17 protein-coding genes are annotated in these 18,876 nt (G+C 69.6%); 9 read left to right on the forward strand and 8 right to left on the reverse strand.

All coding sequences use genetic code 11. From position 1 onward, the window contains the following. Positions 1-11: 11 nt before the first annotated feature. Both ABZX61_RS41080 and ABZX61_RS41085 read left to right on the forward strand, forming a co-directional pair. Complete coding sequence (locus ABZX61_RS41080) at positions 12-554, forward strand: GNAT family protein (RefSeq protein ID WP_355202131.1); 543 nt, start codon at positions 12-14, stop codon at positions 552-554. Continuing rightward, entirely contained in the window at positions 551-2,242 is a 1,692-nt protein-coding gene (locus ABZX61_RS41085; protein ID WP_355202134.1) for a fatty acyl-AMP ligase, read from the forward strand. Before ABZX61_RS41080 ends, ABZX61_RS41085 begins: the two co-directional genes overlap by 4 nt. Before the next feature lie 53 nt (positions 2,243-2,295). Here ABZX61_RS41085 and ABZX61_RS41090 read toward each other — a convergent pair whose 3' ends face one another. Further along, entirely contained in the window at positions 2,296-3,987 is a 1,692-nt protein-coding gene (locus ABZX61_RS41090; protein ID WP_355202137.1) for an ABC transporter ATP-binding protein, read from the reverse strand. A gap of 107 nt (positions 3,988-4,094) precedes the next feature. On the opposite strand from ABZX61_RS41090, the gene ABZX61_RS41095 reads away from it, so the two are divergent. Together ABZX61_RS41095 and ABZX61_RS41100 are read left to right on the forward strand one after the other, a co-directional pair. Then, complete coding sequence (locus tag ABZX61_RS41095; RefSeq protein ID WP_355202140.1) at positions 4,095-5,102, forward strand: hypothetical protein; 1,008 nt, start codon at positions 4,095-4,097, stop codon at positions 5,100-5,102. Then, a complete protein-coding gene (locus ABZX61_RS41100) occupies positions 5,095-6,372 on the forward strand; it encodes an amidohydrolase family protein (RefSeq protein WP_355202143.1) in 1,278 nt (425 codons plus the stop codon). The genes ABZX61_RS41095 and ABZX61_RS41100 overlap by 8 nt, the downstream gene beginning before the upstream one ends. Here ABZX61_RS41100 and ABZX61_RS41105 read toward each other — a convergent pair. The 4 genes from ABZX61_RS41105 to ABZX61_RS41120 all read right to left on the reverse strand — a co-directional run bounded on the left by ABZX61_RS41105 (position 6,367) and on the right by ABZX61_RS41120 (position 9,405). Next, entirely contained in the window at positions 6,367-7,203 is an 837-nt protein-coding gene (locus ABZX61_RS41105) for an LLM class flavin-dependent oxidoreductase (protein ID WP_355202146.1), read from the reverse strand. The genes ABZX61_RS41100 and ABZX61_RS41105 overlap by 6 nt on opposite strands. 87 nt (positions 7,204-7,290) lie before the next feature. Then, entirely contained in the window at positions 7,291-7,974 is a 684-nt protein-coding gene (locus tag ABZX61_RS41110) for an RDD family protein (protein ID WP_355202149.1), read from the reverse strand. Continuing rightward, on the reverse strand, positions 7,971-8,357 hold the full coding sequence (locus tag ABZX61_RS41115) for a PadR family transcriptional regulator (RefSeq protein WP_355202152.1): 387 nt from the start codon (positions 8,355-8,357) through the stop codon (positions 7,971-7,973). Before ABZX61_RS41115 ends, ABZX61_RS41110 begins: the two co-directional genes overlap by 4 nt. A gap of 61 nt (positions 8,358-8,418) precedes the next feature. Beyond that, a complete protein-coding gene (locus ABZX61_RS41120; protein WP_354914763.1) occupies positions 8,419-9,405 on the reverse strand; it encodes an aldo/keto reductase in 987 nt (328 codons plus the stop codon). 473 nt (positions 9,406-9,878) lie between these two features. Here ABZX61_RS41120 and ABZX61_RS41125 point away from each other — a divergent pair, with 473 nt between their 5' ends. Genes ABZX61_RS41125 through ABZX61_RS41140 form a run of 4 tightly spaced genes read left to right on the forward strand, consistent with a single transcriptional unit; the run spans position 9,879 to position 13,896 of the window. After that, entirely contained in the window at positions 9,879-10,988 is a 1,110-nt protein-coding gene (locus ABZX61_RS41125; protein WP_355202155.1) for a DegT/DnrJ/EryC1/StrS family aminotransferase, read from the forward strand. Then, positions 10,985-12,289 carry an NDP-hexose 2,3-dehydratase family protein gene (locus tag ABZX61_RS41130; protein ID WP_355202158.1) on the forward strand — a complete coding sequence of 435 codons (1,305 nt, stop codon included), beginning with the start codon at positions 10,985-10,987 and terminating at the stop codon, positions 12,287-12,289. Before ABZX61_RS41125 ends, ABZX61_RS41130 begins: the two co-directional genes overlap by 4 nt. 19 nt (positions 12,290-12,308) lie before the next feature. Then, on the forward strand, positions 12,309-12,911 hold the full coding sequence (locus ABZX61_RS41135) for a dTDP-4-dehydrorhamnose 3,5-epimerase family protein (RefSeq protein WP_355202161.1): 603 nt from the start codon (positions 12,309-12,311) through the stop codon (positions 12,909-12,911). Further along, entirely contained in the window at positions 12,904-13,896 is a 993-nt protein-coding gene (locus ABZX61_RS41140) for an NAD(P)-dependent oxidoreductase (protein ID WP_355202164.1), read from the forward strand. Before ABZX61_RS41135 ends, ABZX61_RS41140 begins: the two co-directional genes overlap by 8 nt. Here the strand turns inward: ABZX61_RS41140 and ABZX61_RS41145 are convergent. Both ABZX61_RS41145 and ABZX61_RS41150 read right to left on the reverse strand, forming a co-directional pair. Beyond that, entirely contained in the window at positions 13,869-15,107 is a 1,239-nt protein-coding gene (locus ABZX61_RS41145) for a class I SAM-dependent methyltransferase (RefSeq protein ID WP_355202167.1), read from the reverse strand. The genes ABZX61_RS41140 and ABZX61_RS41145 overlap by 28 nt on opposite strands. A gap of 122 nt (positions 15,108-15,229) precedes the next feature. After that, complete coding sequence (locus ABZX61_RS41150) at positions 15,230-16,234, reverse strand: glycosyltransferase family 2 protein (protein WP_355202170.1); 1,005 nt, start codon at positions 16,232-16,234, stop codon at positions 15,230-15,232. Positions 16,235-16,329: 95 nt separating this feature from the next. Here ABZX61_RS41150 and ABZX61_RS41155 point away from each other — a divergent pair, with 95 nt between their 5' ends. Continuing rightward, positions 16,330-17,277: an NAD-dependent epimerase/dehydratase family protein gene (locus ABZX61_RS41155; RefSeq protein WP_354914749.1), complete on the forward strand. Its 948-nt coding sequence runs from the start codon at positions 16,330-16,332 to the stop codon at positions 17,275-17,277. A gap of 108 nt (positions 17,278-17,385) precedes the next feature. Here ABZX61_RS41155 and ABZX61_RS41160 read toward each other — a convergent pair whose 3' ends face one another. Further along, positions 17,386-18,831 carry a glycosyltransferase family 39 protein gene (locus ABZX61_RS41160; protein WP_355202173.1) on the reverse strand — a complete coding sequence of 482 codons (1,446 nt, stop codon included), beginning with the start codon at positions 18,829-18,831 and terminating at the stop codon, positions 17,386-17,388. Positions 18,832-18,876: the final 45 nt, after the last annotated feature.

Below are 18,876 nucleotides of genomic sequence, written 5' to 3' on the forward strand. Positions count from 1 at the left end.
AGCTGCCTTTCATGCCCCTCTCGACTCTCGAATCGCGCCGGGTCCGTCTGGTGGCGGCCGGCGACGACGACGGCGTGGTGCTCTACCGGCTCCTTCTGGGGCAGGGGCTGAGCACCCTGCCGACGCAGAAGGCGTTCCTGACCGAGTTCGCGCGCGGCGCCGCCGCCCAGTTCCGCATCGAGCGGCGCGACACCGGCGACGCGACCGGCTTCAGCTCCCTGCACGCCTTCGACCCCGCCGGCCACGTCGAGTTCGGCATCTACACGAACCCGGTGACCAACCTGCCGGGACTCGGGGCCGAGGCCGCGCTGCTGACCATGAACTACGCCTTCACCACCTGGAACATCCACAAGGTGTACATCAGGACCACCGAGGCCAGCCTGCCCAGCATGGGACTGTCGATCAACATGCTGGCCGAGGAGGGCATCCTGCGCGATCACCTGTACTTCCAGGGCAGGCACTGGGACCTGCACATCTTCGCGATGTACCGCGAGCAGTGGGTGGGGTTCGGCGCCGAGCGTACGCTCCGCCGCCTCATGTCATCGGCTTCATGACGATGGAGCTGCTGTCCGAGGCCGTACGCCGCCGGGCCGGGATCCACGGATCGGCCCCGGCCGTGACCTCGCTCCGCTATGTCGTCCGCCAGGGCGGCCGGCACGCCGAGTCGACCACGCTCACCTACGGCGAGCTGGACGAACGAGCCGCGGCCGTGGCGGCCGAGCTGGCGCACGTCTGCTCGCCGAGGGCGCGCGTGGCCCTGCTGTGCCCGCACGATCCCAGCTACGTCATCGCCTTCCTCGGCTGCCAGTACGCCGGGGTCGTCGCTGTACCCCTGCCCGCCCCGGACGCGTCGCGCGGCCGGGAGCGGCTCGAGTCCGTGCTGGCCGACTGCCGCCCGGAAGCCGTGCTCACCTCTTCGGACGCGGCCCCGGCCGTGCGCCGCGCGCTGGAGCGCTGCACGGGGACGACGCCGACGCTCATAGAGACCGACTCCTGCCGACCCTCGACGGCCTGGCGTCCTCCGGACATCGACCCGGACGGGCTCGCCTACCTGCAGTACACGTCGGGCTCCACGCGGTCGCCCGCAGGAGTGCGCATCACCCGGCGCGGCCTCGCCGCGGGCTCGGCCCAGTTGCGGGCCCACTTCCCCGGGGCGGCCACGCTCGCCTCCTGGGTGCCGTTCTCCCACGACATGGGTCTGGTCTTCGGCATCGCGCATCCGCTGAGCGTGGGCGCGCACACGATCCATCTCAGCCCGATGGCGTTCATCCAGGACCCGCTGCGCTGGCTGGAGGCGATCACCCGCTACCGGGCCGACTGGAGCGTCACCCCGCCCTTCGGCCTGACACAGTGCGTACGCGCCGCGCGCCGGGCCGATCGCTCGCGGACGCTCGATCTGCGGTCACTCGATCTGCGGTCGCTCCGCTCGCTCAACATCGCGGGAGAGGCGGTCCACGCCGAGGACGTGGAGGCGTTCACGGCGGCCTTCGCGGGAGCCGGGCTTGCGCCCGAGGTCCTGGCGCCGAGCTACGGGCTGGCCGAGGCCACCCTGGCCGTAACCGCGCCCCCACTCGGCGAGGGCATGACCGCGACGCGTTTCGAGCGTGCCGCGCTGGCCGCGGGCGAGGTCGTCGTGGCCGACGATACCCGGCCGGCGCAGCGGCTCGTCGGCTGCGGACGGCCCAAGACCGGGATGTCGATCCGCATCGCCGATCCAGGCGGCGACGAGCTGCCGCCCGGCCGGGTGGGCGAGATCCTGCTGCGGGGACCCAACGTGGCCGACGGCTACTGGAGGGCGGCTGAGCGCACCGCCGCGGCCTTCGGCGCGGGCGACGGCTGGCTGCGCACGGGTGACCTGGGCTTCCAGCACGACAATCACCTCTACATCGTGGGCCGCGCCAGCGAAGTGATCATCATCAGAGGGCGCAACCATCATCCGTCCGACATCGAGGCGACCATCGAGCAGGCGCACGAGCGCACGGTCGCGGCGGCGTTCTCAGTGGACCTCGACGGAGCCGAGCGTCTGGTGATCCTCGTCGAGTGCGACCACGTGCGGCAGGGCGCCGGCCACGCCGACCGGCAGGACTTCGTCCAGGAACTGCGCCGTTCGGTGACGAGCCGGCACGGGGTGACGGTCCACCGGTTGCTCCTCGTCCGGCCGGGCAGCCTGCCGCGCACCAGCAGCGGCAAGATCCAGCGGGGCCGATGCAGGGAGCGCTATCTGGCGTCCGCGTACGCGTAGTGCCAGGGGCCGTCCCGCCGGCAGGACAGGCGGGAACACGGCCCCGCGGCCCTTCACCCTCGCGCGTGATCCCCTTGGGACTCGGCGGTCAGGAACTGGGTCGCGGCCAGTTCCGCGTACAGCTCGTCGCCCGCGACCAGCTCCGCGTGTGTCCCCACCGCCCGCACCCGGCCCGCGTCCATCACCACGATCTGGTCCGCCCGCATCACTGTGGACAACCGGTGCGCCACCACCAGCACCGTCGTCATCCGGGCCGCCGTCGCGACCGCCTCGCGCAGCGCCAGCTCGTTCACCGCGTCCAGCTGGGACGTGACCTCGTCCAGCAGCAGCAGCCTCGGCTTGCGGAGCAGCGCCCGCGCGATGGCCACCCGTTGCCGCTCCCCGCCGGACAGACGGTTCCCCCGATGGCCGACCACCGTGTCGAGCCCGCTGGGCAGCCCGTCCACCAGCCCGTCGAGCCTCGTGGCCACCAGGACGTCGCGGATCTCGGAATCGGCGGCGTGGGGCGTGCCCAGCAGGAGGTTGTCCCGCAGCGTGCCGTCCAGGACGGGCGCGTCCTGCTCGACGTAGCCCATGGCGCCCCGCAACGCGTCCAATGGCCAGTCGCGCAGGTCCATCCCGTCGAGGAGCACCCTGCCGGAGTCAGGGTCGTAGAACCTCTCGGCCAGGGCGAACACCGTGGACTTGCCCGCGCCGGAAGGGCCGACGAAGGCGGTCATACCGCCGGGTGGAACGGTGAAGCTGACCCCGCGGTGCACCTGCTCGCGCTCGTCGTCGTAGCGGAAGCGCACGTCGTCGAAGCGGAGCGAGGCCGGGCGGTCCCACGTCCCCGGCCCGTCCTCGCCGGTCCGCCCGGGCTCGACCTCCAGCACGGAGACCTCCCGGAGCCGATCGGCCGCGGCTGCCCCCGCCTGTAGCTGCGAGACCGCGTGCATCACCTGCTCGACCGGGCCCACCAGGTAGAACAGGTACAGCAGGAACGCGATCAGCGTCGACAGCTCGATGCTGCCGGTCGCCACCCGGGCGCCCCCCAGTCCGAGCACCGCGAGTACGGCCGCCGGCACCGTGAAGCCCATCGCGGAGCCGATCAACGCGTTCCAGCGGACGGCGGAGACGCCGTGGCGCTGAGCGCGTTCCGCGGCTTCGCGAATCACCGCGATCTGCCCGGCCTCGGCGCCGAAGGCCTTGATCGTACGGAAGGCGCCCAGCAGCTTCTCGGTCGCGGAACCGACCACGCCGACAGCCTCCTGCGCCTGCCGGGTGGCCCTGCCGATCTTGGGCGCCAGCAGTCCGAGCACGACGAGGTTGGCGGCGAAGACGGCAGCGGTTCCCGTGAAGAGCAGCGAGTCGAGCAGGAACATGGCGACCAGCATGGCCACCACCGAGAGGATCCCGACGAAGCCGTCCACCAGCGACCTGGTCGCCACCTCCCGCAGCAGGACGGTGTCGGACATCATCCGCGCCAGAAGGTCACCGGGCCGCGTCCGGTCCATGGCGGACAGGCGCAGGCGGGCGAAGCGGGCCGCGAGATCCATGCGCGCGGAGAAGACCACGCTCTCCGCCGCCTTGCCCAGGACGTACGCGGACAGCGCGTTGGCGCCCGCGCCGACCAGCACCAGCGCCGCCAGGCCCATCAGGACGGCGGTCATGTCCTGCCCCGACCCGAGGGCGTCGACCATCCGGCCGGCGGCGAGCGGCTGCGCCAGCGCCGCGGCGTTGCCCGCCAGCGTGAGAAGAGCCGCCACGGAAATCGCACCGAGATGTGGCGACGCATAGCCCACGAGCATCTTCAATTGCTTTGACACAAGCGACTCCAGAGCCTTTTTATTCGCGTTTTCAGTTGGTTGCCAGCATGCCGGCCCGCCATTATGGTGACGCCATGACAACTGACCTGAGCACGCTCAGAAGAATCCCCGAAGGAGGCCTCAGGCAGGTCTTCCCGGAAGGGGATGTGCACATCGCCGTCGACGACGCCGAGCTCGCCGAATACGGCCGAGAACTCGGCCTCAGAACTCTGCTCGTCGAAAACGCCGGAGAACTTCCTCCGGAAGCCAATGTGGCCGTTTTCCTGCGCAACGGCCTGGTCACCAGAGACGTCCGCAGGACATTTAAGGGAATGCGCGCCCTGCTCATTCCGATCTCCAGCTTCGATCCTACGCTGGAAATCGCGAAATACACCATGCGGCTGGTGCTCGAGACCGACTACGAAAAGGCGTGCAAGTGGAACCGCTATTGGGCCCGCCGCATCGCCGAGGAGTCCGGCGCGCTGATTTTCAGCAACAGCGCGGGCACCGACCTGAAATGCTCGCTCGCGATGGAGCTGAACGCCAGCGCCTGGCTGAACCCGGCGATCAAGCCCGGTCAGTGGGTCAGCATCGCCGCCTACGCCGAGATGTCGATCACCGCCCCTTCGTCGAAGGACTGGCACGGCGCCTTCACGATCGAGGGCACGGCGGTGGCCTCGGGCGTCCTGGTCGCCACCGACGCGCGCGTCACCGCTGAGGGCGCCGAGCGCATCGAGCGTGCCAAGCGGGTCCGCGACGAGATCGCCGTGCAGGGCGGCATCAGGTTGGAGCTGGAGAACAGCCGGCTGGTCTCGGCCGTCGGCGACAGCGGCAAGGACTTCACCGAGGCCATCAAGGACGCCACCAACCCCGAGTACGACGGCCACGTTCTCGAACTCGGCATCGGCACCAACATGGCGCTGCTGCCCCACATCGAGTGGCAGTACAACTCGCAGCTCAACGAGGGTGCGGGCCCGGTGCACCTGGGCTTCGGCGAGGGGATGACCGGCGCCCACATGGACTTCGTCGTGCCCGACGGCGACCATCGATTCGAGCGAACGAGGCAGAATGGCTGATCATCAGCGCTACGCCGTCATCTCGTCGGACTGTCACGGCGGCGCGAACCTGCTGGACTACAGGGACTACCTGGACTCCTCCTACCACGAGGAGTTCGACCGCTGGGCGGCTGCCTACGAGATCCCGTACGAAGATCTCAAGGGCGAGGACGGCAACCGGAACTGGGATTCCGAACGGCGGCTGAAGGAGCTGGAGGAGGACGGTGTCGTCGCGGAGGTCCTGTTCCCCAACACGATCCCGCCCTTCTTCGCCGCCTCCTCCCTCGGCAGCCAGCGCGCCTCGGAGTCCAGGCAGGATCTGGACCGCCGCTGGGCCGGCCTCCAGGCGCACAACCGGTGGCTGGCCGACTTCTGCGCTCAGGCCGAGGGGCGCCGCTCCGGCGTTTTCCAGATCATGCTGTACGACGTCGACCAGGCGGCACGCGAGATCCGCTGGGCCGTGGATGCCGGGCTGCGCGGCGGCCTGCTCCTGCCGGGCACCCCGCCCGGTTCCGGCCTGCCCCCGCTGTACTACCACGAGCGCTACGACGACCTCTGGCGGACCTGCGCCGAGCTGGGGGTACCGATCAACTGCCACAGCGGCAGCGCGGCCCCCAGGACCGGGGACCGCCCGGAGGACCACGTGTTCTTCATGCTGGACCTGCGGTGGTGGGACCAGCGCACGCTCCGGCACCTGATACTCGGCGGCGTGCTGGAGCGCCACCCCGGCCTGCGGGTGGTCTTCACCGAGGAGGGCCTGGGCTGGATCCCCGCCCAGCTCAAAGCCATGGACGACTTCTGCCGGTCCATGAGGGCCGACTCCAGCGGGGAGCTCTCGCACGGGGCCCAGGTGGCCGGGAACCTGTCGCTGCTGCCCAGCGAGTACTGGACCCGCCAGTGCTACGTGGGGGCGAGCTTCATGCACCCGTCGGAGACCGCCATCCGGGAGCGCATCGGGGTCGGCCAGATCATGTGGGGCAGCGACTATCCGCACGTGGAGGCCAGCTATCCCTACTCGCGGGAGGCCATCTCCTTCAGCTACGCAGGCGTCCCTGAGGCAGAGGTGGAGCGCATGCTCGGCGGAACGGCGGCGGAGCTGTTCGGTTTCGACATGGGGCTGCTGCAGCCGATCGCGGAACGGGTCGGGCCCCTGCGCCGGCAGGTGGCCCAAGGGATCGACCCGGCCGACCTGCCGGACGGCGTCGTGAAATGCCCGGCCTTCGCGGGCGTGGTCCCGGGGTCCGCCCAGTCCCGCTGGGCGGACAACCGCAAGGGGCAGGCGGGGTCATGAGACGGCGGGCGCGACCTCTGCCATGAAGCGCTCGAGATCCGCCACGCCGCCCTTGGGGTCGACCATCTGAACCGCGAAGTGCTCCACGCCCAGCTCACGATCGTGACGCAGTTCCTTCGCGATCGCGTCGGGCGTGCCGTACAGGGCCCATTCGGATGAGGCCCGGGACCTGCCGAACCCGATGGAGTAGTTCGCCGAGATCCGCGCGGGCCACGCCCGCGGGATCAGCTCCGCGAGCCGGTGGCGGTCCGGCGCCCAGCAGTTCCACCATTCGGCCTTCGTCCTGACGAGTTCGAGGGTGCGCGGCCCCGTCCCGCCGACGTACAGCGGGAGAGGGCGCTGGATCGCGGGCGGGCCGGCCTGCTCGTCCCGTACGGCGAAGTACGCGCCGTGGAAGTCGACCGGCTCCCCGCTCGCCATGATCCGCACGAGGTCGATCGTCTCGGCCAGCTTGGCCAAGCGTACGGCCGGCGGATCATGGCTGAGCCCCAGTTCGGCCAGCTCGCTCGGCGAGGAGCCCCACCCCAGCCCCAGGTCGAGCCGCCCGCCGCTGACGTGGTCGAGCGTCACGGCCATCCTGGCCAGCAGCGCGGGGGGCCGGAACGCCGCGCAGAGCACCAGGTGGCCGACGCGGATCGTCGTGGTCCTGGCCGCGACGGCCGTGGCGAGCGTCCAGCCCTCGAAGGTGCCGCCCGGCAGGCCGGGCAGCCGCAGGTGGTCCATGAACCACACCGACCCGAACCCGCACGACTCGGCGGCCTGCGCCAGGTCCAGCAGCTCGGTGGCGCTGCGGCGCACCTGCGGGAGATAGAGACCAAATGTCGGGGACATGCCCGCCCTTCAGACGGAGACGGAAATCGGCACGGAGATCGGCACGGTCACGGCGCTCCCCCTGCTCGCTACTCGCGCCACCACGTCTCAGTCTCGCCGCTTCAGGCTTGGAGCCGCCTGCTGCCGGCTGCCGTCGGCGTCGATCACGACGGTGTGCGTCAGGTGCTCCAGGATCCGCCGGCGCTCGTTGAAGGCGATGGGCAGCCAGTCGATCCACGCGAAGGGCCCGAGCAGCAGGCAGACGCGGCGGAAGATGCCGTCGCCCACGTGAATCTTGGTGCCGGATTCCGTGACCACCCGCAGTTTCATGAGCATCTTCCCGGGGGTGGTCCCCCGGACGCCCTCCATGATGCCCAGGACGACGATCGACCAGACGATCGCGAGCGGCACCCCCACGAAGTGGAGAAGCCCGTCGCCCTGGTCGAAGCTCAGCCGGGGCGGTAGGGCGAAGTAGTAGTCGTGACCACGCTGGATGGACTGCACGAGCATGGCGACCGACACCCCGATCAGCGGAAGGTGATCGATCAGAATGGCCGTGATCCGCCTGCCGAGCGGCGCGTAGTCGGGCGTGGGCTTCTTGGCGAACGTGGCCGCCGCGGACTCGGGCGGACCGAGCCGCTCCAGGGTGCCGGCCAGCTCGCCGTCCTCCGCCGCGTCGGACAGGTGACCGACGAGCTCCTGCGTGCGGCGCTCCTTGTCCTTGGCGGGCCCCACGAGATGGCGCTCGAACTCGCGGGCGTAGTCCTCGATGATCTGCTCGTCGTCCCTCATTTACGCACCTCGTCCAGCATCGCGCGAAGCTCCTTCATCGCCTCCACCAACCCGTCCCACTCGGCTCGCAGCAGCAGCAGACGGCGCCGCCCCTGATCGGTGATCTCGTAGTACTTACGTGGCCGGATCCGCCCTTCGGCCTCCCATGTCGGGACGACCAGGCCCGCGGTCTCCAGCCGGTGCAGCAAGGGGTAGAGGGTGCCCTCCTTGATCTCGAGCATCTTCAGGCCCGTGCCTCGCAGAAGCTTCAGCAACTCATAGCCGTAACGCCTGCTGGAGCTGAGGACCGACAGCACCGCCATCTCGGCGGTGCCGCGGGTCAGCTCCCGTCGGAGACGGCTCAGGTCCGCGGTCTCTGACCCGGTCGTCGTCTCGTTCTCCATGCTGTGCATCGTACGGCACGGTACCTTGCGTCATAAAGTATGTGGCGTGAGGAGCACGGGCTCACCAGGCCCAGGCCTCCGGCCCAGGGCCGCCGTTGCCGATCGGCGGGAAGAGCTCCTCCAACCGGTCCAGCACCTCCGCGTCGAGGCTCAGTTCCAGCGCTCGCAGCGCCCCCTTCAGGTGGCCCGAGGTGCGCGGCCCGATGACGGCCCCCGTCACACCCGGGTGTGACAGCACCCACGCCAGCGCGATCTCCGCCGGATCGGCGCCCAGTTCCGCGCAGAGCTGCTCGAAGGCCTCGACGGCGTCCCTGTGCCGGTCCAGCGCGACCATCGCCCTGCCCTGGGCCGTCTTCATCGCCGTTCCCTCCTCCAGCTTGCGCAGGGCTCCGCCGAGCAGCCCGCCGTGCAGAGGCGACCAGGCCAGCACCCCGATCCCGTAGGCCTGCGCCGCCGGGATGAGCTCCACCTCGACATGCCGGGTCACCAGGTTGTAGACACACTGCTCGGAGGCCAGCCCCAGGAAGTTCCGCCGGTTGGCCGCCTCCTGAGCCGAGGCCAGATGCCAGCCGGCGAAGTTCGAGGAGCCCACGTAGCGGACCTTCCCCTGACCGACCAGGATCTCCATGGCCTGCCAGACCTCCTCCCACGGCGCGTCCCGGTCCACGTGGTGCATCTGGAAAAGGTCGATCCAGTCGGTGCCCAGTCGGCGCAACGAGGCCTCGCACGAGGCGATGATGTGCCGCGAGGACAACCCGCCGTCATTGGGCCAGTCGCTCATCGGGCTGAACACCTTCGTGCCGAGAACGACCTTCTCCCGCCTCCCGGCCCCTCGGGCGAACCAGGCACCGACGATCTCCTCGGTGAGGCCACGGTGGATCTGCCACCCGTAGTGGTTCGCGGTGTCGAAGAAGTTGATGCCCTGCTCCAGCGCCTCGTCCATGAGGGCCATCGCCTCGGCCTCAGTGGTCCGCACGCCGAGGTTCAGAGTCCCGAGGCAAAGCCTGCTCACCTTGAGCGCCGTTCGGCCGAGCCGCGCATATCGCATTTCACTTCACCACCCCTTGGCATCGCTTACATGGTGTAGCTGTCCCGGCTTTCGCGGCGTACCGGACCGGTGTCCCGCCGGCAGGACGCGAATAGCTGGAGACGCAAACCCTGGAACACATATACAGCCCCTGGAAGTGAGAACACTTTTACATATCCGGCGACGCGCTCCGGGATCGGCTGCCGGCCATTGTTTCTCTTGCGCGAAGCCGTCCGGATCGGCTAGTCATGGTGGACAGATTCGCATCGCATTCGATGGCCTTAGTAGCAACCACGGATTCCGGCGGCGCACGGAACACCGGGGACTGCGATGGGCACGGCCGACTCGTCCACGGGCCGGCCACTTTCCCGAAACAGCGGCGCCGGCCCGAGCGGCCGTGCGGCGATGAACGACCCGAGGTCGAGGCTGTCGACGGCTCGATGAAACGAGCGCCGGCCCGGCCGTCCTTCTCTTTGCGGAGGTAACTCGCGATCATGCCTCTTCTCGTCTGGGACTACATACAGGAGTACGAGAACGAGCGTGCGGACATTTTGGCGGCCGTCGATGAGGTGTTCCGGTCCGGCCAGCTCATTCTCGGCCCCAAGGTGGAGCAATTCGAGCGGCTGTTCGCCGCATACCATGGCGTATCTCATTGCATCGGCGTGGACAACGGCACCAATGCCATCGTGCTGGGATTGCAGGCCCTCGGCGTCAAGCCGGGCGACCAGGTCATCACAGTGTCGAACACCGCCGCGCCCACCGTGGTGGCCATCGACGCGGTGGGCGCCACTCCGGTCTTCGTGGACGTGCGGGAGGACACGTACCTGATGGACGTCGAGGCGGTGGCGGTCGCCATGACCGACCGTACCCGCTGCCTTCTCCCCGTCCACCTGTACGGGCAGTGCGTGGACATGGCGCCGCTGCTGGAACTGGCCGCCGAGCACGGGATTCCGGTGCTGGAGGACTGCGCCCAGGCGCACGGCGCCCGCCAGCACGGCAGGGTCGCCGGCTCCTGGGGTGCGGCGGCCGCCTTCTCCTTCTACCCGACCAAGGTGCTCGGCGCCTACGGCGACGGCGGGGCCACCATCACCGATGACGACGCGGTGGCGGCGAACCTGCGGCGCCTGCGCTACTACGGCATGGAGGACCGCTACTACGTGGTGGCGACCCCGGGCCACAACAGCCGGCTCGACGAGGTCCAGGCCGAGGTCCTGCGCAGGAAGCTCACCCGGATGGACCGGTACATCGACGCGCGCAGGGCGATCGCCGCCCGGTACGCGGAACGGCTGGCCGACACCGATCTCGTCCTGCCGTCCGTGGCGCCGGGCAACGAGCACGTCTACTACCTGTACGTCGTCCGACACCCCGAGCGGGAGCACATCCTGAAGGCGCTGGAGAGCTGCGACATCTCGCTCAACGTGAGCTACCGATGGCCGGTGCACACGATGAGCGGCTTCAGCCACCTGGGCTACGGCCCCGGCGCTCTGCCCGTCACGGAACGGCTCGCCGACGAGATCTTCTCCCTGCCGATGTACCCGTCGCTGTCGGCCGACGACCAGGACAAGGTCATCGACGCCCTCCGCCGCACTTTGGACACGCTGTGAACGACGACTTCGTCCGGTGGTGGGCCGCCCGGCACCGGGCAACGAAGTTCGCAGTGCGGCGCATTCCCTTCCGCGAACTGGACGCCTGGCACTTCGAGCCGGGCAGCGGCAACCTCGTCCACCGGAGCGGGCGCTTCTTCACCGTCGAGGGCGTGAAGGTCGAGGAGGGCACGGCGCTCTCCTGGTCACAGCCGATCATCAATCAGCCCGAGATCGGCATCCTGGGTATCCTGGTCAAGGAGATCGGCGGTGTGCCGCACGCCCTGATGCAGGCCAAGATGGAGCCGGGAAACGTCAACACGCTCCAGCTCTCCCCCACGGTCCAGGCCACCCGCAGCAATTTCACCCGCGTGCACCGCGGCTCCACCACCCGCTACCTCGAGCACTTCGCCGGCCCCGCTCAGGGGAAGGTACTGGTCGACAGCCTGCAGTCGGAGCAGGGGAGCTGGTTCTGGCACAAGCGCAACCGCAACATGGTCGTCGAGACGGCGGACGACGTCCCGGTGCGGGAGGACTTCCACTGGCTATCGCTGCCGGCGCTGCGCTCTCTGCTGAGAAGGCCGAACCTCGTGAACATGGACGCCCGCACAGTGCTGGCCTGCATGCCCATGACTCCTCCCGAGGAGGCCGCGGACCCGTTCACTGACGCCCTGCTGCGCTCCTACCGGGCGTCGCGGGGGCTGCACACCACGGACGAGATCACGAGCTGGCTCACCGAGGCCAGGACCGGATGCGACTGGCGGACCCGGCTGGTCCCCCTGGCCGAGGTGGAAAGCTGGTCGCGCACCGAGAACAAGATCGCGAACCTCGACGACAAGGACTTTCGCATCCTGGCCGTCGCGGTGGAGGCGGGAAACCGGGAGGTGACCCGGTGGACGCAGCCGCTGCTGGCCCCCCGGGGAAGGGCGCTGGCGGGTTTCCTCACCGCTGCCTTCGACGGCGTTCTGCACCTGCTCGTGCAGGCGCGGCGTGAGCCGGGACTGCGGGACGTGGTCGAGCTCGCCCCCACGCTGCACCTCACGGCAGGACAGGATCCCGGCGGCCACGCGTTCGCCAGGGACCTGCTCACCGTGGACCGCAGCCGGGTGCGCTTCGACTGCGTCATGTCCGAGGAGGGCGGTCGTTTCTATCACGCGCTGACCCGCTACATGGTCGTGGAGACCCGCCCAGGGCCGCCGCCGGACGTGCCCGAGGGTTTCCGCTGGGTGACCGTCGGCCAGCTCACGGACCTCCTGCGGCACGGCCACTATCTCAATGTCGAGGCGCGCAGCCTCCTGTCGTGCCTGCACAGCCTGTGGTGATCGAAAGGATGTGGTGATCGTGCGCGTACGCGAACTCGCCATCGAGGGAGCAGTCGAGTTCACCCCCGAGGTCTTTCCGGACGAACGCGGGATGTTCACCTCGCCCTATCAGGCGCCGGCCTTCGAAGCGGCCGTCGGCGGGCTGCTGTTCCCCGTGGCGCAGACCAGCCACAGCCGGTCCAGGCGCGGGGTGATCAGGGGGCTGCACTACACCCTGGCTCCACCGGGCAACGCCAAGTATGTCTACTGCCCGCGGGGCCGTGCCCTGGACCTGATCGTCGACATCCGGACCGGATCGCCGACCTTCGGCGCCTGGGAGGCCGTGGAACTGGACGAGGAGACCTGCCGGTCGTTGTACCTGCCCATCGGCGTGGCGCACGGCTTCGTGATCCTGGAGGAGGACACGATCATCTCGTACCTGCTCTCCGCCTTCTACGACCCGGCCGTCGAGCGGGCGCTCTCCCCTCTGGACCCCGCGCTCGGCCTGCCCATCCCCGACGGCCTCGATCCGATCCTGTCCGAGCGCGATCGCATCGCGCCGACACTCGCGGAAGCGCTGACGGCCCGGGTACTGCCCGACTACGAGACGTGTCGGCGCCTGGCGGCGGGTCACCGTGCCTGACCGGCCACTCGTCACGCTGCTCGGCGCGTCCGGCTTCATCGGCGGCGAACTCGCCCGGCGGCTCGCCGCGCGCCCCATCCGGCTCAGGCTGGTCTCCCGCCACCCCGCCGCCGTGCCTCAGGGCCCGGCTCAGGTCGAGGTCGTCCCGGCCGACCTCCGCGCGCCCGGCGTCATCGAGGCCGCCGTCGCCGACGCCGACGCCGTCTTTCACCTGGTCGCGCAGATCTCGGGCACGGGCGCCTGGCGGGTGGCGGGCGGGGACGAGGAGGGCAGGGCGGTCAACGTCGGGCTGCTCGGCCGGGTGGTGGACGCGCTGCGGAGCCGTACGGACCGGCCCGTCGTCGTCTTCACCGGCTCGGCCAGTCAGGCGGGGGTGGACGGTCTGGTGAGCGGCGGCGAGCCCGATCGTCCGTCCACGGCCTACGACCGGCACAAGGTCGCCGCCGAGCGGCTGCTCGCGGCGGCGAGCGCGGAAGGCGCGGTACGGGGGATCACGCTGCGGCTCCCTACCGTATACGGCGTCAGCCCGTCCGGTCCCGGCAAGGGCGTGGTGGCGGCGATGGCCCGGCGCGCCTGGGAGGACCGGCCGCTCCTCATGTGGCGCGACGGGAGCACCATGCGTGATCTCCTGCACGTGAAGGATGTGGCGTCCGCGCTGCTCGCGGCCCATGATCACGGCCGCGCCCTCGGGTCTGCCCGCGAGGCGTCCGCGCCGTGGCTGATCGGTACCGGAACGCCCATCCGTCTCTCGAACCTGTTCACCGCCATCGCCGCGGCGGTCGCCGCCCGCTCCGGCCGGCCGCCGGTCCCGGTCCTGCCGACCGAGCCGCCGGCGGACGCGACGCCGGCCGACTTCCACAGTTGCGTCGTGGACGCCTCCGCCTTCACCCGCGCCACCGGCTGGCGCCCGGCGGCGACCTGGCCGTCAGGACTGGAGGACGTGGTGGCGGCCACCGCTCAGACCACGCAGACGTCCGGCACGTAGGTGATCCACTCCCCGCCCACGCCGGCGAAACCCACCTCCTTCTCCATGATCTCGGCCGCGTGGTTCCAGGCGAACAGCACGGCGTAGTCCGGATAAGGGTCGCGGAACGCCTCCGGCCCCAGAACCGGGATGTGCGAGCCGGGGGTCTTCGTGCCCTGCTTGGCTTTTGTGGTGTCAGTGATGTACGGGATCAGGTCAGGACCGATGCCGCAGTAGTTCAGCACGGTGGCGCTCTTGGCGGTGGCGCCGTAACCGGCGACCCGCTTGCCTTTGGCTTTCAGCTCCCGCAACAGGGTGACGAGCCGCTCCCGGATCCCCTCGACGCGGGAGCCGAAACCGGCCAGGGTCTCCGCCTCCGTCAGCCGCCGCTCGTGCTCCTCGGCCAGCAACTCGGCGACCGCCGGGGCCGGTCGCCTGCCGCCCGCCCGCGCCAGCGTGTAGCGCACTTCCCCGCCGTGTACCGGCAGACGTTCCACATCGACGAGCTCGAGTCCGTACGGACGGGCCGCGGACTGCACGGAGCGCACGGTGAACAGGTAGAAGTGCTCGTCGTAGATCTGATCGAAGGAGGCGCGCTCCACGATGTCAGAGAAGTACGGGTCCTCGAACACGAACACCCCGTCGGGGGCCAGGAGCGCGTCCACGCCCCGCAGGATCGAGCCGAGATAGGGGATGTGGCACAACGTGTTGGCCGCGTAGATCACGTCGGCCGGGCCGTCCTGGGCGAGAATCTCCGTAGCCACCTGCTCTTCGAAGAAGCTCTTGCGCACGCGTACGCCCTTCGCGGCGGCCAGATCCGCGACCCCGCCCGAGGGCTCCACCCCCAGGTGCCGAACGCCCGCCTCGGCGATCGTGCGCAGCATCACCCCGTCGTTGCAGCCCAGCTCGACGACGAACGGGTTCGGGCCGGTCAGCTCCGTCTCCAGGAAACGCCCGGCCACCTTGCCGAAGTGGTCACGCATCACGGCCGATCCGGACGAGAGGTACGGGTATCCGGCGTGGAACATGCGGTCTCTCGGCACCTCTTCCATGAGCTGGACCATGGTGCACCACGAGCAGTTCCCCACGGCCAGGCGGAAGAAGAGCTCGTCGGCGGGCGGCTGCTCATGAAAGGCATCGGACAGCGGCTGCCGGCCGAAATCAAAGAATTCCGACACAGGACCGCCGCAAACCCGGCACCGGCTGCCGGATATTTGCTTCGGAAAGGACATGGACACTCCTTCGTCCGGTGAGTTGCGTTATTCCGTCCGCGTTGATTCCGTCCGCGTTGGTGAACCCCGCGTTGCTGAACTCCGCGCTGTGCCGGCCCTGTCTCGCCGGCGGGACGCCGCGCTCAGCCGACCGCGACGCTGGGCCCGGTCGTACCGCTGGACTTCGCTGCGGCCGGTTCGCGGCGGACGGTCGGGGTCGGCGCGTCGCTCTCCAGGGCGTCCGCGGCGTGCAGGAGGATGCTGGCCTCGCGAACGTAGTAGGGCCGCAGTCGCCCGGCCTGCTTCATGAGCCGCTGCAGGTAGCGCGCGATCAGCCCGAGAGCGGCCAGGGCAAGGCCGCCCAGCAGCACGGCGACGGATCCGAGCAGGACCGGCCCCGCTCCCCCAGCCAGGCCGGCCACCACGGACACGACCGCGAGCAGGGCTCCCAGGGCGGCCGTCGCGTACAAGGCGGTGAGCGGGCGCCAGGAGAACCCGAAGAACAGCTCCAGGCTGTAGGCCACCAGCCGGCTCAGCCGCAGCCGCGACTCGCCCTCGGCCCGCGCCTGGTGGGAGACCGGCACGAGCGCGTACGTGGCACCCACCAGCGACACCGCCGGGATGAACCACGTCAGCCCCAGCCCCGCTATGGTCCTGGCCACGGAGCTGCGCACGACGCGGAAGTTGGAGGCGCCGGGCGGGAAGCCGATCCCGAAGACTCGTACGGCCAGCCACTGCAGCGCTCCGGAGCCTGCCTTCCTGATCCACGGATCCTGGCGGTTTCGCCGCTCCCCGAAGACGACGTCGTAGCCCTCGGCCGCCTTGTCCAGCAGCCGGCCGATCTCCTCCGGCGGCACCTGCAGGTCGGCGTCGCATTGCACGGTCCATTTCTTCGCCGCGTAACGGAACCCCGCCACCTCCACGGCGCCCAGGCCGAAGTTCCGGGAAAAGGACAGGTAGTTCACCCGGGAATCCGCCCGGGACAGGGCACGTATACGGGCCAGAGAATCGTCCGTACTGCCGTCGTCGACGAACAGAATTTCCAGGTCATCGATATCCCGCAGAGCCTCGACCAGCTTCTCGTACGCGACGTCGACCTGACGCCCTTCGTTCAGACAAGGCACTAGAACGGTAACTCCGCCTTCCATCGCGCCTCCCGACGGCTTCTTCTCCGGAATGATTTTTGTATCCTAGCACCGGCTGCCAATTAGCCACATTCGAAAGAAAGGAACGCGAGCACATCATGAAAGTCGGCGTCACCGGAGGAAACGGCTTCATCGGCCAGTACGTCTGCGAAGAACTCATCAATCAAGGACACATTCCCATTGTTTTCGATCATAGAGGACGGTGCCCCGCCGGCCTGTCGGAGGTGATGCTCGGAGACATTCGCGACGCCACCGCGATGTGCGAGCTGGCGGCTCAATGCGACGGGATCATCCACCTCGCCGCCGTGCTCGGCACGCAGGAGACCATCGACAACCCCAGACCCGCCGTCGAGACCAACCTGCAGGGCGGGTTGAACTTCCTTGAGGCGGTGGCGCAGTACGACTTGCCCGGTGTCTACATCTGCGTCGGGAACCACTGGATGAACAACAGCTACTCGATCACGAAGACCGCGGTGGAGCGGTTCGTCCAGATGTACAACGCTCATCGGAAGACCCGGGTCAACAGCGTGCGCGTGGTCAACGCCTACGGCCCACGGCAGAAGGCGGCGCCTCCCTTCGCCTCCGGCAAGGTCAGGAAGATCACCCCTGCGGTGGTGTGCCGGGCGATCTCCGGGCTCCCGGTCGAGTTGTACGGCGGGGGGCGGCAGATCTCCGACATGGTGTGGGTGGGCGACGCCGCCCGCGCCCTGGTGTCCGCGCTGGAGACGTCCGCGTCGGGTGAGGTCCTGGAGCACGCCGTCGAGGTGGGCCCGGCGACCTCGGGCACGATCAGGGAGGTCGCCGAGCTGATCCTCGATCTCTGCGAGGAGCGCGGATATCCGCGGGTGCCCATCGTGGATCTGCCCATGCGGCCGGGCGAGACCCCCGACACTCCGGTGACGGCGGACCCGTCCACGCTGCTCAGTGTGGGTATTCCGCCCGAGTCGCTGGTGTCGCTGGAGGAGGGGATGGCGCGCACGGTGGACTGGTTCATCGAGAACAGAGGAGTCGCCTGGGCCCCTCCCGAGGCGGCGCACAGGCCCTGAGCGGACGCGCGGGCCGACGACGCCGAACACCTCGCCGGCCCGCGCGCCGATCACCCGCCGATGCCGGCCCGCGCGCCGGTCAGCCGACGACGCCGGCCCGAACGCTGTTCACCCGACGATCTCCAACCGGCGCAGGCGCGGCCAGAGGCTGCTCCACGGCTCGGTGACCTGCTCGCACACCCAGATCGGAGTGCCGATCTCCAGACCTACCCGGCCCTCCACGGCGCCTGCCTGGCGGAGCGCGCCACAGCTTCGCCGCAGCTCGCCGGGGTTCTTGCCGACATAGAGCACAGTCGTGGCATCCTGCGGCGGCACGCCGAAGTACCAATAGCCCCGGGACCCGCTGAAGACCGGCGGCAGCCCTCGACCCTCGCGGTACACCTCGACGGCGCCCGCCTGCCAGTAGGTCTCGGTGAGGATCACGCTCTTCTCGCGCAGGCCTTGCGGCAGCGCGCCGTGGACCCGCGCGACCGAGTCGGCCAGTTCCTGCCAGCCGAACTGGGAGATCGTCGTCGAGACCGCCACGTCGGACAGCTCTTCCTCCGTGGGCTGCCTGATCGCCGACTCCGGAGTCCAGCGCAGCCCCATGAGCGCGAAGCAGGCGGACAGGGCGAGGATCGGCCCGGCGGCCCACCACCATCGCCGGCGGGCCACCAGCGACTCGAACCTGAGCGCGCCGGCCGCCCACAGCACCGGGAAGACCCCGATGACGTGGTAGAAGCGCCCACCGGTGAGCCCCACGTACATAATCACCCCCAGCGCCGCCAGCCCGAGAAAGCGGTACGGCCGCAGCGCCCTGGAGGCGAGCAACCGCCACAGGCCGTAGACCATCAGCACCGTTCCCGCGACGATCCCCGCCAGCAGCGCGACCCACACGACGAAGCCCACGCCGCGCCGCCCGAACAGGGCCTCCTCCTCGGCCACGACCTCGGCGAACTCCAGCACCGGCCAGCCGTTGACGGCCTGCCACAGCAACCCGGGAAGAGCCGAGGCCACCGCGATCAGCCCGCCCGCCCACAGCAGCGGCCGGCGGGGCAGATCCCGGGGCCCGACCGCGAGCGCGCTGACGACCAGCAGCACCCACAACAGCGGGATCAGCAACTTGACCTGCAAAGAAACAGCCGTCACCACCCCGGCCGCCAGCAGGAGGCGATCCCGATCGACTCCCTGCTCGCGCAGCCGCACCCAGCGCACCACGAGCCAGAGGACCAGCGTCCACAGGACCAGGTCGAGCGCTCCGGTATCCAGCGTCTGTCCCTGCGCGATGAACGCGACGCCGTACGCGACCGCGGCGACGACCTGCGCCACGGAGCCGCCACCCAGCTCCCTGGTGATGAGCCCGGTGACCACCGCGCCGACGGCTATGGCCAGGGTCGTCACCAGGCGCAACGCGATGAGCGAGCCGGGGAACAATGTGTCCGCCAGCCAGGCCAGCAGCGGCACCAGCGGCTGCTGATCCACGTAGCTCCAGTCGAGATGGCGTCCGGCGGCGATGAGGTAGAGCTCGTCGCTGAAATAGCCGTACCCGCCGAGCGTGGCCAGCGAAAGCACCATGAAAATGAGAAAGACCGCCGAGAGGCCTTTCCATGCCACTCGCGG

It is taken from the genome of Nonomuraea sp. NPDC003709, assembly GCF_040610775.1.
GTDB lineage: Bacteria > Actinomycetota > Actinomycetes > Streptosporangiales > Streptosporangiaceae > Nonomuraea > Nonomuraea angiospora_A.

Bases quoted from the DNA above. Each gene is read 5' to 3' on its own strand.
- ABZX61_RS41080 (WP_355202131.1), top strand. From the start codon at position 12: ATGCCCCTCTCGACTCTCGAATCGCGCCGGGTCCGTCTGGTGGCGGCC.
- ABZX61_RS41085 (WP_355202134.1), top strand. From the start codon at position 551: ATGACGATGGAGCTGCTGTCCGAGGCCGTACGCCGCCGGGCCGGGATC.
- ABZX61_RS41095 (WP_355202140.1), top strand. From the start codon at position 4,095: ATGCCGGCCCGCCATTATGGTGACGCCATGACAACTGACCTGAGCACG.
- ABZX61_RS41100 (WP_355202143.1), top strand. From the start codon at position 5,095: ATGGCTGATCATCAGCGCTACGCCGTCATCTCGTCGGACTGTCACGGC.
- ABZX61_RS41105 (WP_355202146.1), bottom strand. From the start codon at position 7,203: ATGTCCCCGACATTTGGTCTCTATCTCCCGCAGGTGCGCCGCAGCGCC.
- ABZX61_RS41110 (WP_355202149.1), bottom strand. From the start codon at position 7,974: ATGAGGGACGACGAGCAGATCATCGAGGACTACGCCCGCGAGTTCGAG.
- ABZX61_RS41115 (WP_355202152.1), bottom strand. From the start codon at position 8,357: ATGGAGAACGAGACGACGACCGGGTCAGAGACCGCGGACCTGAGCCGT.
- ABZX61_RS41120 (WP_354914763.1), bottom strand. From the start codon at position 9,405: ATGCGATATGCGCGGCTCGGCCGAACGGCGCTCAAGGTGAGCAGGCTT.
- ABZX61_RS41125 (WP_355202155.1), top strand. From the start codon at position 9,879: ATGCCTCTTCTCGTCTGGGACTACATACAGGAGTACGAGAACGAGCGT.
- ABZX61_RS41145 (WP_355202167.1), bottom strand. From the start codon at position 15,107: ATGTCCTTTCCGAAGCAAATATCCGGCAGCCGGTGCCGGGTTTGCGGC.
- ABZX61_RS41150 (WP_355202170.1), bottom strand. From the start codon at position 16,234: ATGGAAGGCGGAGTTACCGTTCTAGTGCCTTGTCTGAACGAAGGGCGT.
- ABZX61_RS41155 (WP_354914749.1), top strand. From the start codon at position 16,330: ATGAAAGTCGGCGTCACCGGAGGAAACGGCTTCATCGGCCAGTACGTC.
- ABZX61_RS41160 (WP_355202173.1), bottom strand. From the start codon at position 18,831: ATGGTGCTTTCGCTGGCCACGCTCGGCGGGTACGGCTATTTCAGCGAC.